Genomic DNA, 12,582 nt, shown 5'->3' with positions numbered 1-12,582 from the left:
AATATGGCTTGCTGATCGTGAGCATGAAGTGCAGCGCTTCACGCACGCAAGGGTACAAGGTCGAGTTCACCGCGATTGCTTCCGATCGCTTGTATCGGATGCCGCTGCGCGAGTCGGAATGGCCGCGCATCGAGGGCACGATAACGGGAACCATCGCTTCGACGGAAGGGTATAGCGGACCTTATATCGACGCACACGGCGAATACATCGTCCAGTTTCACGATGATCGGGAGAAGCGCGTCGCGGGGCTGAATAGCTGTCTGTTGAGGCTCGGCAAGCCTTTCGCGGGGAAGTGGCAGAGCGGGTTTCACATGCCCTTTATTCCGGGTACTGAGGTTGCCATCGCGTTCTTTGCGGGCAATCCGGATCTGCCATACATACTCCATGCGCTGCATAACTCGCAAGATACCGACCCGGTTCATCAGCAACACAAGTGGCGCACGCGTAATGTCGTCATTCACACGATTCGCAATAACACGATTCAAGTCGAGGATCGGGAGAATCAGGAACACATCAAGATTGCGACGGACCCAGGTAAGTCACAACTGAATCTCGGTCATGCGGTCAATAACGGAGACCAGCTTCGCGGACTCGGTTTTGAGCTGCGCAGCGATGCGAAAGGAGCCGTTCGAGCGGGTCAGGGGCTGTTGATTTCCGCCGAGGCGCAAAGCAACCCGATCATCGAATGCGGTGACGGCTACGAAGAGCACGGCCGCAATATCGTCGCGGACGGTTGCCGCACGCAATGCGGCAGTATCGTCAAAGCGACGACGCAAGGAATGGACATCGCATGAGCATGGATTGGCGCATTCCTTCCATACCCGAGTTCAAGCACTGGAAATACCCTTCGCCGTGGATTCCGGCCGTTGCACTAATCGTTGTCGTCATCGCGGGCTTCATCCTCACGATCCTGAACTGGAAACAGGGCGAAGCGATCTTATCGGGCACGTTCTTTCTCTTCGCGTTGGTGGTGCCTTTACTGCTGTGGGGCGCGTTCTGCGCCTTGCTGTATCAGTCCTACGAGGATTGGAACACGCGTGTCGACTGGTGGAACTACCTGTGCAAGGACCATTTCGCCGACTGGCGTGATTGGGCGCGCTGGGATCTGGCCTTGCTCGATACCGTGACGCTGACGCCTGAAGTGCAACTCGCTGAACGCATGGCCGCGCTGGACGGGACGCCGCCCGCGAACGGCGGCAAATCGCCGAAGCTGGCGCAGCGCGACTTCGCCGCGTTGCTTACGCAGCTTGTCGAACCGTTGATGCCGCATCTCGCGCGCTTCGCAGGGAAAAGCACCATCCACATTGCGCTTCAGACGTCACATGAGACGCACGTCGCGCAACTTCGCGGCGTGCTGCAAGCGCTCGAAGTGCCGAACCTCGAGCACATCGCTGTGAGCCGCGTCGAAGCGAACGAGTGTTCGGCGTTGCTCGATACGTGGATGACGAACCAGACCGCCCGCTATGACTACGACCATGACCGGCGCAAGAGAACGCCGGACCTGTGCCTTCTGCTCGCGTGTCAGCTTCAGGAGGAAGGCGCGGCACCTTGCACGGAAGCGGCCGTCGCGCTGCTGTTCGCTTCATGGAATCTGCTTCGCGAGAAGAAGCTCAAGCCCAAGGCGCGGCTCTTTCGCTCGATGCCCACGACAACAGACGACATACCTGACGCCATCAAGACGCTTGTCACTGCCGAGCCGACACCGGTCAAGCGCCTGAAGCACATGTGGATAAGCGGTCTGTCCAAACCCGACGGGCACGTGATGCGCGCAGCGGTCAAGGACAGCGAGCCGGAATTGACCTTGCTCGACCTCGATCATGCAATCGGCCTTCCGGGACCGGCCAGCCCGCTGCTGATGCAAGCACTCGCGGCTGAATTGATGCAGTACGGGCAGGGTCCGCAGGTCGTAGTCACGCCTGCCGCCGAAGGTGTCCGGCTGAATTTGATCGGCAAGGACTATGCACCGATCGCGCGCGCCGTCGAGCCGAACCTGAGCCTGATTCAAATGTCGACTTCATACGGCTTCGTTTGCCTGACCGTGTTGCTGCTGATCCTGGGCGAAGCGGGCGAGTTCGGCCCTGGCTGGTTTCGGGGTATCGCGGCCGCGGGGCTAGTCTTTCTGTTGATAGTTCAGCCCGCTGCGCAGATCTTCAAGCGGCGCACAGTGACTCAGGAGTTCTACGAGCGAGCGCGTTCGGGGGGATGAAATCGATCAGGAAGAGCGGATGGATCGGCTGAGGTGGCGACGCGCGCTGTGGCGCGTCGATCGCTGAGCCAGCGCGTCTGCGACGGGCGCGCTTGCGCGGTTTGAGGGACGTCATCCACCGATGCCGCCCCGTACGAGCGCAATGTTCTCAAACCCAAGAAATTGAAACCGAGCGGCAAAAGCCCTCAAACCACCCCCGCCCCCCGCCGCCGCAACAGCGCATAAAAGATGATAGCGCCGAACGTAGCCGTCCCGATGCCACCGAGAGCGAACCCACCGAGCTTCAGCGTGAAATCCCCGGTCCCGAGCACGAGCGTCACCGCCGCAACGATCAGATTCCGGTTATCCGAAAAATTCACCTTGTTGACGACCCAAATGCGCGCGCCCGTCACCGCGATAAGCCCGAACACGACGATCGACACACCGCCGAGCACCGGCCCCGGAATCGTCTGAATCAGTGCGCCGAACTTCGGCGAAAACCCGAGCACGATCGCGAACAGCGCCGCGATCACGAACACGAGCGTCGAATAGATCTTCGTGACGGCCATCACGCCGATGTTCTCGGCATACGTCGTCACACCGGTGCCCCCGGCAAAGCCCGATGCAATCGTCGCCAGCCCGTCGCCGATGAACGCGCGTCCGATGTACTTGTCGAGACTCTTGCCGGTCATCGCGCCGACAGCCTTGATGTGCCCGAGATTCTCCGCGACGAGAATGATCGCGACCGGCGCGATCAGCGTCATCGCCGGGGCTTCGAAGACAGGCGCGGTGAAGTGCGGCATGCCGAACCACGCAGCGTTCGCGACGATCGAAAAGTCGATCGGCTTGCCCATGCCCATCCCGTTCGTGAGCGCCGCATAAATGATGTACGCGATCGCGAGACCGATCAGGATCAGCAGCCGCTGCGCCATCCCGCGCGCGAACACCGCGACGCCGCCCACGCACAGCACGGTGACGAGCGCCATCCACGATTCGAAGCTGCTGCCCATCACGCCTTTCACCGCGATCGGCGCGAGATTCAGCCCGATCACGCAGACGATCGCGCCCGTCACGACCGGCGGCATCAGCGCTTCGATCCACTTCGTGCCGACCGCCGCAACGATCAATCCGATGATCGTGTAAGCCACGCCGCACGCAATGATCCCGCCGAGCGCCACCGGTATGTTCAGGTTCGGGCCATGACCGCTGTATCCCGTCACCGCGATCACGAGGCCGATGAACGCGAAGCTCGAACCGAGATAACTCGGCACGCGCCCGCCGACCAGCACGAAAAACAGCAAGGTGCCGATGCCCGACATGAAGATGCACAGATTGGGATCGAAGCCCATCAAGAGCGGCGCGAGCACGGTCGAGCCGAACATCGCGACGACGTGCTGAACGCCCATCGCGATCATCTGCGGCCAGGCGAGGCGCTGGTCGGGCCCGACGACGCGACCCTCCTGGGCGTCCGGCTGGACCGGCCAGCGCGGGAAATAGGAATCGGACATCGGCGGGGCTCCTTGGCGGCGGTGAGGCGCCGCTCCGTGCGGCGCGCTCGATCTGAAAAAATCAGGCGCGAGTGTACGGAGCGGGCTCTCGGGTGGCAAGCGAGCCGATATTACGACCGTTTGGCCGTCGCATGCCCGCGACGCGTCACACTTTTCCCGCGCCGGAGACGTCGCGCTCCAGCTCGAAAACCGCGACCGCGCTCTTCAATTGCTCGGCCTGATCGGCCATCGCGCCCGCCGCGGCGGCGGCCTGTTCGACGAGCGCCGCGTTCTGCTGCGTCACCTCGTCCATCTGCGCGACCGCGCGATTCACCTGCTCGATGCCCGCGCTCTGCTCATGCGATGCCGACGAAATCTGCGCCATGATGTCCGTCACGCGCTGCACGGCCTGCGTGACTTCGGCCATCGTCGCGCCGGCACGCTCGGCGAGCGCCGCGCCGCTGTCCACGCGCGCCGTCGACGCTTCGATCAGCTCCTTGATTTCCTTCGCCGACGTCGCGCTCCGCTGCGCGAGCGAGCGCACTTCGCCCGCGACCACCGCGAAGCCGCGCCCTTCCTCGCCGGCGCGCGCCGCTTCCACGGCCGCGTTCAGCGCGAGTATGTTGGTCTGGAACGCGATGCCCTCGATCACCGCGATGATGTCCGTCATGCGCTTCGAGCCCGACGCCAGTTCGCGCATGTTGTCGACGACCTCGCCCACGAGCTCGCTGCCGCGCGCCGATACATCCGACGCGCCGCGCGCGAGCCCGCTCGCTTCGTCCGCGCTGCTCGCGTTCTGCCGCACGGTCTGCGTGAGCTGCTCCATGCTCGACGCCGTCTCTTCCAGCGATGCCGCCTGCTCTTCCGTGCGCTGCGACAGATCGGTGTTGCCCTGCGCGATTTCGCGCGATGCGTACAGGATCGAATCGCTCGAATGCCGAATCCCGCCGACGATGTCCGCGAGCTTCGCGCTCATGTTGCCGAGGCTCGCGAGCATGCTGCTGTCGTCGCCGGGACGCGTGGCGACGCGCGTCGCCAGATCGCCGCGCGCGATGCGGTCGGCGATATCCGCCGCGTACGCCGGCTCGCCGCCGAGTTGCGCCGACAGACGCCGCCCGATCAGCACCGCGAGCAACGCGCCCGCGACCATCGCGCCGAACACGAGCGCGAGCATCACGACGCGCATCGTTTCATATTCCGATGCCGCGCTGCTGCGCGCCTCGGTCGCGCGCTTGCGCTTGAAGTCGGCGAGACGCTCAAGCGATTCGCGCGCCTTCTCGCTCGCGGCGATCGCGCGCGCGATGAGGCCCATCTGATCGACGTCGACGGGCATCGCTTTCTTGCCCATCTGCATCAGCACGATGTCTTCCCACGCGGCGACGGACTTGCTGGCCGCATCGTAGAGCGCGAGGCTTTCTGCCGAGCGCATCGTCGGGCGCATGCGCTCGAACGCGCGGTGCATGCTGTCGAGCGATCCGGCCATGCCTTCCTTAAGCTTTTCCTTGCCGGCATCGTCGGCGAAAGTGAGGTTGGCGGCGGCGAGGTCCGTGTTGAGCTTGTGCTTGTTGATTTCCTCGACCCAATAGAGGCCGTCCATGTGACGGTCGCCGATTTCCTCGATCAGGAAGTTCATCTTCGCGAGCGAAACCACGCCGGTGGCGCCCACGCACGCAGTGAACAGAATCACGACCGCGAAAGACAGCAAAAGCTTGCTGAGCACGGACAGGCGGTCAAACCATTTCATCGAAGTCTCCTCTTTCACGCCCCGCGGACGACGCCCGCGGACGGCGCGGCGCAAACTTCGGTTCGCGCACAGAGTGGCTTTACGGCGCTCGCTGCAAAATTCTTGAGCGCGTATGAAGGAGATAACGCCGGCGAAATGGACGCTGAAACGAGGACGAAAGAACCGCGAAAGCTCGTCCGAAAGAAATCCGCAAATTGCTGCTAAGTAGCAGACAACCTAAGCAAATTCCTAATTGGGAATTTTCTGATTTGGGCGCCCAACGCTGCAACGTATGCTTTGTCCATGCGTGTTCCATGTACGCGCATGTCGTTGCAACTCTCCGATTTCCGCCCTTGGCACCCGGCTTGGGCGGTTCTTTTTTTTGGGCGCCCGTTTTCGTCGATGCGATTTTCGAACGCATCGATATCGAAACGACGCCCGAGCTTCCTCGGGCGTCATCCGCCTTACTGCCGCACCGGTTTCTTCGCCAATTTGCGCTGCAGCGTGCGCCGATGCATGTTGAGCGCGCGCGCCGTCGCGGAAATATTGCCGTTGTTCTCCGCCAGCGCGCGCTGGATGTGCTCCCATTCGAGCCGCGCGACCGAAAGCAGCGTCGGGTTCTCGATCGCCTCTTCGGCCGTCTGCTCGCTCGCCTGCTCGTGCAGCGCGGAAAGAATCGACTCGACGTTCGCCGGCTTCGCGAGATAGTTGTCCGCGCCGTCCTTCACCGCCTGCACGGCCGTCGCGATGCTCGCGTAGCCGGTCAGCACGAGAATGCGCGCGTCCGGTTGCAGGTCGCGCAGCGGCGCGACGAGACGCAGGCCGGAATCGTTGCCCAAGTGAAGATCGACGGTGATCATGCCGAATTTGTGCTGGTTGGCGAGCTTCAGCGCTTCGTCCGCATTGTGTGCCTGATGCGGCGTGAAACCGCGCCGTGTCAGGCCGCGGGCGAGAATGCCGGCAAAGACTTCATCGTCGTCGATGATCAGGAAGTTGGTATCGCTCATGTGTTTCTTCTCCAAAATGCCGCTCGCGTGCGCCTGAGTTCGAGTTCAGGCCGCGCCGCTTCGTTCAGTTCTTGCCGTCTGCGCGGGCGCCGCCACCGCGCCGCGATTCGGCAGGCGCAACACGGCGCACGTGCCGCGCGGCTTGCCGTCGATCAGTTCGATCGAACCTGCGAGCCGCGCCGCCGCCGCAAACGCCAGATATAACCCGACGCCGTGTCCGCCCTGCGTGCTGTCCACCGGTCCGGCGCCCAGCGTGCCGCGCAGCGCGGCAGGAATGCCCGGACCGCGGTCGCACACGTCGAAGCGCACGTAATCCAGTTCGTCGACGGTTTCCGCCGACGCCTGCAGCGTCACCGATTCGCTGCTCGCGCGCGCGGCGTTGTCGAGCAGGATCGTCAAAATCTGTCCGACGGCGACGGCATCGTCGATCGATGCATCCGCGGGCGTCCGGTCGATTTGCGCGAATTTCACCTGCGGATGCCGCAGACGCCATTGCTCGATGAAACTCGACAGCCACTCGTCGAGCGCCTGGCGGCTCGACGGCCCGGTCGCGCGGCTGCGCAGGCGCGCGAGCGCGGACGTGCACAAAGCCATCTGCTGTTCGAGCAATTCGAAATCGGCCGCGTAGGGTGCGAGGTTCTTGTCGTGCGCGGCTGAATCGCGCAATTCCTCCGACAGCATCGCGATGGTCGAAAGCGGCGTGCCCATTTCGTGCGCGACGGTCGCCGCCTGCACGCCGAGCGCGACGGCCCGTTCATCGCGAAGATGACGCTGCTGCGCGTCGGCGAGCGCGGCGTCGCGCACGCGCAGCGCCCGCGACATGCGCGCGACGAACCAGCCGATCAGCACGACGCTCACCATGAAGTTGACCCACAGGCCCGTGCGGAAATAATCGAACAGATTGGCCGGATTCTCGATGTTGAGCGGCACATAGTTGTAACTAAGCAGCGCGTAACAGGTGACGGCGAAGAGCGCGAGGCAGGTCATCATCGTCCACGGCAGGACGGCGGCGGCGATCGCGAGCGACGGCAGATAAAGCGTGACGAACGGATTGGTCGCGCCGCCGGACAGGAACAGCAGCGCCGACAGCGCGCCGAGGTCGACGAGCATCTGCCCGAACAGTTCGAGATTGGTTTCCGGACGCGCCCGCGCGACGCGCATCCAAGTGAGGCCGTTGAAGACCATTTCGAGCGCGATGACGAGCAGCATCGCCGGCAGCGGAAGCTTCGCGCCGAAGAATATCTGGACGACGGCGATGGTCGTCAGCTGGCCGATGATCGCGAGCGAGCGAAGCCAGAAAAGATGACCGAGATTGACCCGTCCGGTGTTCGTTATGCGATGCATCTGATTGAGTGCGTGTTAGCGCGTGCGCGCTCCGTGCGACATTATCCCGTTTGCATCCCGCCTGCTGCGACATCTGGCGCGATTTGTCGCACCTCGGCACGCGCTCTGCTAACTGGAAGTCGTGCCGCGCCCGGCTTCCGTTGTGAGACACGCGGGACACAGACAACGAATGCCGGGCCGCAATCGATCCAGCGGCAACGCGGGCAGCGACGCGCACCAGCACGACGCATCGCCCGCGAGCGCGCCGCAGCGAAACGTCGCGCCGCAGCGTTCGCAAACCTGCGCGCCCGGCGCTTCGCGTTCGTTCGTTTCCGTGGATGGGTTCATCATCTTGTCATCAATCTGCCGAAACGATGATCGCACGCCGGAACGCCCGCCGGAAAACGTGGCGCGACCGCGGCAATTCGTCCTGCCGCGGAGCGTCGGTCCTGTACAATTCGGCGTGTTTAAACGCTCCTCGCCTCATTTGCCGCCATGTCCGAGCTACCCGACCTCACGCAAATCGCGCCGACCCTGAAGGCTGAAATCCTGGCCGAGGCGCTGCCCTACATCCGTCAGTATCACGGCAAGACGGTCGTGATCAAATACGGCGGCAATGCCATGACCGAAGAGCGCCTTAAGCAGGGCTTCGCGCGCGACGTCATTCTGCTGAAGCTCGTCGGCATCAATCCGGTGATCGTGCATGGCGGCGGCCCTCAGATCGATCAGGCGCTGAAGAAGATCGGCAAGCAGGGCACCTTCATTCAAGGCATGCGCGTCACCGACGAAGAGACGATGGAAGTCGTCGAGTGGGTGCTCGGCGGCGAAGTGCAGCAGGATATCGTCACGCTCATCAATCACTTCGGCGGCCACGCGGTCGGTCTGACCGGCAAGGACGGCGGCCTGATCCACGCGCGCAAGCTGATGATGCCGGACCGCGACAATCCGGGCCAGTTCATCGACATCGGTCAGGTCGGCGAGGTCGAGGCGATCAATCCGGCGGTCGTCAAGGCGCTGCAGGACGACGCGTTCATCCCGGTCATTTCACCGATCGGCTTCGGCGAAGACGGCCTCTCGTACAACATCAACGCGGACCTCGTCGCGGGCAAGCTCGCCGTCGTCCTGAACGCGGAGAAGCTCGTCATGATGACGAACATCCCCGGCGTGATGGACAAGGAAGGCAATCTGCTCACCGATCTTTCCGCGCGCGAGATCGACGCCCTCTTCGCCGACGGCACCATCTCCGGCGGCATGCTGCCGAAGATTTCGTCCGCGCTGGATGCCGCGAAGAGCGGCGTGCGCTCGGTGCACATCATCGATGGCCGCATCGAACATTCGGTGCTGCTCGAAATCCTGACCGAGCAGCCGTTCGGCACGATGATCCGCTCGCATTGAGCTCGTTCCCTTGCTAAAGACGCCCGCCTTCGCGCGGGCGTTCTTACGATAACGGCGCACGATGACCGCGCAACGCATTTCCCGCCGACGCCGCGTCAAGACGCGCGGCCCCGTCTGGCTCTTCGATCTCGACAACACGCTGCATCACGCGTCGCACGCGGTGTTTCCGGCGATCAATCGCGGCATGACGCAGTACATCATGGATCGCCTGAACGTCGACGTCGACGAGGCGAACCGGCTGCGCGTCGGCTATACCGTGCGTTACGGCGCGACGCTGCTCGGGCTCGTGCGGCATCACGGCGTCGATGCCGCCGACTTCCTGCACGAGGTGCACACGTTTCCCGATCTTGCGTCGATGCTGCGCGCCGAACGCGGCCTCACGCGCATGCTGCGCGCGCTGCCCGGACGCAAGATCGTGCTCACCAACGCGCCGACGCTCTACGCGCGCACGGTGCTCGCGGAACTGGGCATCGCGAAGCTGTTCGAGCGCGTGATTGCCATCGAAGACATGCGCAGCGGCCACCATTGGCGCGCCAAGCCGGATGCGCCGATGCTCCGCCACGCGATGCGCCGCGCGCACGTGCGTCTCGAGGACGCGATTCTCGTCGAGGACACGCGCGGGCATCTGAAGTCGTATCGGCGGCTCGGGATTCGCACCGTGTGGATCGTCGGACATCTGCCGGTCGCGAAAACGTCGAACGGCGGGCTGTCGATTCGCAAGCCCGGTTCCGGGCGGCCGCACTATGTGGATCGCACGGTGCGCTCGCTGCGCGCGCTGACGCAATCGCGCCGATTGCCGCTACATCCGAAATAAGCGGCGCGCGAGTATGTCTTCGAGGTCCGAGCGTGCATCGACGACGAGATGCACGTAAATCGTGTCGCCATCGACCTTGTAGATGATGCGGTTCGTGCCGCTCGGCACTTCGTAATAGCCCGACATGCGAAAGTCGACGAGCTCGGGCGGCGTCGAGCCGTTGCGCGGCGCGGCTTCGATCTCGGCAATGGTTTCCGCGAACTTGTTGCGCGTAGCGGCCCACGCCGTGCCGCCGAACTTGTTGATGACATAGCGCCGGAAATCCTGCAGATCCCGACGCACCGGATCCAGGAAAACGGTCTTCATTTGAAGCCTTCCTCGCGGTCCATGCGCTCTATCTCGGCGAAGACATCGCCGGCGCTCACGCAGTGGCCGGCTTCGATGGTCTTCTGTCCCATCGCGAGAATCTTCAGCAAGGCAAGCGTCTGATGCAGGTCTTCATAGGACTGCACATCCTGCACGACGACCCTGCCTTCACCGTTCTGCGTGATGAGCATCGGCTCGCGGCTCTCGACGATATTGCGGATCATCTCGGCCGCGCGGCTCTTCAGGTGACTGAGCGGTCTGACCCGGCTCGGTTTCATGTCCTTTCCTCGGGACGACGAGGCGATTAGACAATATAGACGCTAAAGCGGGCCGCATCCAAGGCGCGGCAGATGGCGGCATTATTGACGGCGTTATGACGTTTTCCGCTATACTTCCCCGCTAACGAGATTTTCTCGAACATGAACAGTGCGCCGATTTGCTGACTCGATTGCGGGCGCGCGAACCTCAGTGATCTTTCGCGGGGTTCACTATAAATGCGGCTAAAGAGGTCGTCAGCCGCGCTCGATTTCTCAGGCAGCGCATCGCCGACACCGTTTAGCCGCCAGGTCAAAGGCGGAATGAATGGAATCGATCGGCATCGTCACTCCCCAAACAATGCGCTTCACCGAGCCGCTGCGGATGCAGAACGGCTCGTCGCTCGGCGACTACGAACTCGTCGTCGAAACCTATGGCGAACTGAACGCCGCGCGCTCGAACGCCGTGCTCGTGTGCCATGCGCTGAACGCGTCGCATCACGTCGCCGGCATTCACGCCGATAACCCGAAGAACGTCGGCTGGTGGGACAACATGGTCGGCCCCGGCAAGCCGCTCGACACGAACCGCTTCTTTGTCATCGGCGTGAACAATCTCGGCTCGTGTTTCGGCTCGACCGGACCGATGAGCATCGACGGCGCAACCGGAAAACCGTATGGCGCGAGCTTTCCGGTCGTCACCGTCGAGGACTGGGTGAACGCGCAGGCGCGTCTCGCGGACCGCTTCGGTATCGAGCGCTTCGCGGCCGTGATGGGCGGCAGCTTGGGCGGCATGCAGGCGCTCGCGTGGAGCATGATGTATCCGGAGCGGCTCGCGCATTGCATCGTGGTGGCGTCGACGCCGAAGCTGTCCGCACAGAACATCGCGTTCAACGAGACGGCGCGCTCCGCGATCCTCTCGGACCCCGACTTCCACGGCGGCGATTACTACGCGCACGGCGTGAAGCCGCGCCGCGGCTTGCGCGTCGCGCGGATGATCGGCCACATCACGTATCTGTCGGACGACGACATGGCCGTGAAATTCGGCCGCGCGCTGCGCCGTGCCGAAGGCGCGCTCGACGCGTACAACTTCAATTTCGATGTCGAATTCGAAGTGGAGTCGTATCTGCGCTATCAGGCCGACAAGTTCGCCGAATACTTCGATGCGAACACGTATCTGCTCATCACGCGCGCGCTCGATTATTTCGATCCCGCGAAAGCCTTCGACGGCGATCTAACGAAAGCGCTCGCCAATACATCGGCGAAATATCTCATCACCAGCTTTACGACCGACTGGCGTTTCGCGCCGGCGCGCTCGCGCGAGATCGTGAAGGCGCTGCTCGACAACAAGCGCACGGTGAGCTACGCGGAAATCGACGCGCCGCACGGCCACGACGCCTTCCTGCTCGACGACGCGCGCTATCACAATCTGATGCGCGCCTACTACGAACGCATTGCCACGGAGATCGGCGCATGAACCAGCACACTCTCGATTCCCTCGCGCTGCGCTCGGACTTTCGCGCGATCGCCCGCTGGGTCGAACCGCGCTCGACGGTGCTCGATCTCGGCTGCGGCGACGGTTCGCTGCTGTCGCTGCTCGGTGAAGAACTGGAAGTGAAGGGCTACGGCATCGAAATCAACGATGCCGGCGTGCTCGCGTGCGCGCAAAAAGGCGTGAACGTGATCCAGCAGAATCTCGAAGACGGCTTGCGTCTCTTCGAAGACGACAGCTTCGACTTCGCGATCCTCTCGCAGACGCTGCAGACGATCCATCAGACCGCCGCGATCCTGCGCGAAACGGTGCGCGTCGGACGCGAATGCATTGTGTCGTTTCCGAATTTCGGTTACTGGCAGCATCGGCTTTCGGTGATTCAGGGACGCATGCCGGTGTCGAAATCGCTGCCTTATCAATGGCACAACACGCCGAACGTGCGCGTGCTCACGATCAAGGACTTCGAGGCGCTCGCGCCGGAAGTGGGCATCGAGATTCTGGATCGCGTGGTGCTGCACGGCGGGCAGGCGGTCCGTTGGGGCGCGAACTGGCGTGGTAGTCTTGCGGTCTATCGCGTGAAGCGCCGGTAACATCGACCG

13 protein-coding genes are annotated in these 12,582 nt (G+C 63.1%); 6 read left to right on the top strand and 7 right to left on the bottom strand.

Going from position 1 to position 12,582, the window contains the following annotated elements; translation table 11 throughout:
- Positions 1-794 (top strand): type VI secretion system Vgr family protein (locus NCS67_RS13810; protein WP_250435431.1); only part of this gene is annotated, 794 nt, incomplete at its 5' end.
- Complete coding sequence (locus NCS67_RS13805; RefSeq protein ID WP_250435429.1) at positions 791-2,206, top strand: KPHS_23130 family T6SS system protein; 1,416 nt, start codon at positions 791-793, stop codon at positions 2,204-2,206. The genes NCS67_RS13810 and NCS67_RS13805, both read left to right, overlap by 4 nt.
- A 185-nt stretch (positions 2,207-2,391) precedes the next feature.
- On the opposite strand, the gene NCS67_RS13800 is transcribed toward NCS67_RS13805, so the two are convergent.
- The 5 genes from NCS67_RS13800 to NCS67_RS13780 form a co-directional block, all read right to left on the bottom strand.
- Positions 2,392-3,693, bottom strand: a complete 1,302-nt coding sequence (locus NCS67_RS13800) for a solute carrier family 23 protein (protein WP_034470340.1) — start codon at positions 3,691-3,693, stop codon at positions 2,392-2,394.
- A 145-nt stretch (positions 3,694-3,838) separates the two neighbouring features.
- Positions 3,839-5,416, bottom strand: a complete 1,578-nt coding sequence (locus tag NCS67_RS13795; RefSeq protein ID WP_250435428.1) for a methyl-accepting chemotaxis protein — start codon at positions 5,414-5,416, stop codon at positions 3,839-3,841.
- 443 nt (positions 5,417-5,859) lie between these two features.
- Positions 5,860-6,402, bottom strand: a complete 543-nt coding sequence (locus NCS67_RS13790; RefSeq protein WP_008351997.1) for a response regulator transcription factor — start codon at positions 6,400-6,402, stop codon at positions 5,860-5,862.
- 45 nt (positions 6,403-6,447) lie between these two features.
- Positions 6,448-7,746 (bottom strand): ATP-binding protein, encoded by a 1,299-nt coding sequence (locus tag NCS67_RS13785; RefSeq protein WP_008351999.1) that lies wholly within the window; start codon positions 7,744-7,746, stop codon positions 6,448-6,450.
- Positions 7,747-7,854: 108 nt separating this feature from the next.
- Positions 7,855-8,076 (bottom strand): cysteine-rich CWC family protein, encoded by a 222-nt coding sequence (locus NCS67_RS13780; protein WP_008352000.1) that lies wholly within the window; start codon positions 8,074-8,076, stop codon positions 7,855-7,857.
- A 144-nt stretch (positions 8,077-8,220) separates the two neighbouring features.
- Between NCS67_RS13780 and argB the strand changes: the two genes are divergently transcribed.
- Both argB and NCS67_RS13770 read left to right on the top strand, forming a co-directional pair.
- A complete protein-coding gene (gene argB / locus NCS67_RS13775) occupies positions 8,221-9,120 on the top strand; it encodes an acetylglutamate kinase (protein WP_008352001.1) in 900 nt (299 codons plus the stop codon).
- Between the two features lie 61 nt (positions 9,121-9,181).
- Entirely contained in the window at positions 9,182-9,934 is a 753-nt protein-coding gene (locus NCS67_RS13770; RefSeq protein WP_008352002.1) for a pyrimidine 5'-nucleotidase, read from the top strand.
- Here the strand turns inward: NCS67_RS13770 and NCS67_RS13765 are convergent.
- On the bottom strand, positions 9,920-10,240 hold the full coding sequence (locus NCS67_RS13765; RefSeq protein ID WP_008352003.1) for a type II toxin-antitoxin system RelE/ParE family toxin: 321 nt from the start codon (positions 10,238-10,240) through the stop codon (positions 9,920-9,922). The genes NCS67_RS13770 and NCS67_RS13765 overlap by 15 nt on opposite strands.
- A complete protein-coding gene (locus NCS67_RS13760) occupies positions 10,237-10,518 on the bottom strand; it encodes a type II toxin-antitoxin system Phd/YefM family antitoxin (protein ID WP_034470337.1) in 282 nt (93 codons plus the stop codon). The genes NCS67_RS13765 and NCS67_RS13760 overlap by 4 nt, the downstream gene beginning before the upstream one ends.
- A gap of 304 nt (positions 10,519-10,822) precedes the next feature.
- Here NCS67_RS13760 and metX point away from each other — a divergent pair, with 304 nt between their 5' ends.
- Together metX and metW are read left to right on the top strand one after the other, a co-directional pair.
- Entirely contained in the window at positions 10,823-11,968 is a 1,146-nt protein-coding gene (metX, locus tag NCS67_RS13755) for a homoserine O-succinyltransferase MetX (protein ID WP_008352005.1), read from the top strand.
- Positions 11,965-12,573, top strand: a complete 609-nt coding sequence (gene metW / locus NCS67_RS13750; RefSeq protein WP_250435427.1) for a methionine biosynthesis protein MetW — start codon at positions 11,965-11,967, stop codon at positions 12,571-12,573. Before metX ends, metW begins: the two co-directional genes overlap by 4 nt.
- Positions 12,574-12,582 lie beyond the last annotated feature (9 nt).

The sequence above is a fragment of the Caballeronia sp. ATUFL_F2_KS9A genome, assembly GCF_023630765.1.
In the GTDB taxonomy this organism is placed as follows: domain Bacteria; phylum Pseudomonadota; class Gammaproteobacteria; order Burkholderiales; family Burkholderiaceae; genus Caballeronia; species Caballeronia zhejiangensis.
Note: the sequence above shows the minus strand (reverse complement) of the source record. Positions and strands in the feature narration are given on the sequence as shown.

Bases quoted from the DNA above. Each gene is read 5' to 3' on its own strand.
- NCS67_RS13805 (WP_250435429.1), top strand. From the start codon at position 791: ATGAGCATGGATTGGCGCATTCCTTCCATACCCGAGTTCAAGCACTGG.
- NCS67_RS13800 (WP_034470340.1), bottom strand. From the start codon at position 3,693: ATGTCCGATTCCTATTTCCCGCGCTGGCCGGTCCAGCCGGACGCCCAG.
- NCS67_RS13795 (WP_250435428.1), bottom strand. From the start codon at position 5,416: ATGAAATGGTTTGACCGCCTGTCCGTGCTCAGCAAGCTTTTGCTGTCT.
- NCS67_RS13790 (WP_008351997.1), bottom strand. From the start codon at position 6,402: ATGAGCGATACCAACTTCCTGATCATCGACGACGATGAAGTCTTTGCC.
- NCS67_RS13785 (WP_008351999.1), bottom strand. From the start codon at position 7,746: ATGCATCGCATAACGAACACCGGACGGGTCAATCTCGGTCATCTTTTC.
- NCS67_RS13780 (WP_008352000.1), bottom strand. From the start codon at position 8,076: ATGATGAACCCATCCACGGAAACGAACGAACGCGAAGCGCCGGGCGCG.
- argB (WP_008352001.1), top strand. From the start codon at position 8,221: ATGTCCGAGCTACCCGACCTCACGCAAATCGCGCCGACCCTGAAGGCT.
- NCS67_RS13770 (WP_008352002.1), top strand. From the start codon at position 9,182: ATGACCGCGCAACGCATTTCCCGCCGACGCCGCGTCAAGACGCGCGGC.
- NCS67_RS13765 (WP_008352003.1), bottom strand. From the start codon at position 10,240: ATGAAGACCGTTTTCCTGGATCCGGTGCGTCGGGATCTGCAGGATTTC.
- NCS67_RS13760 (WP_034470337.1), bottom strand. From the start codon at position 10,518: ATGAAACCGAGCCGGGTCAGACCGCTCAGTCACCTGAAGAGCCGCGCG.
- metX (WP_008352005.1), top strand. From the start codon at position 10,823: ATGGAATCGATCGGCATCGTCACTCCCCAAACAATGCGCTTCACCGAG.
- metW (WP_250435427.1), top strand. From the start codon at position 11,965: ATGAACCAGCACACTCTCGATTCCCTCGCGCTGCGCTCGGACTTTCGC.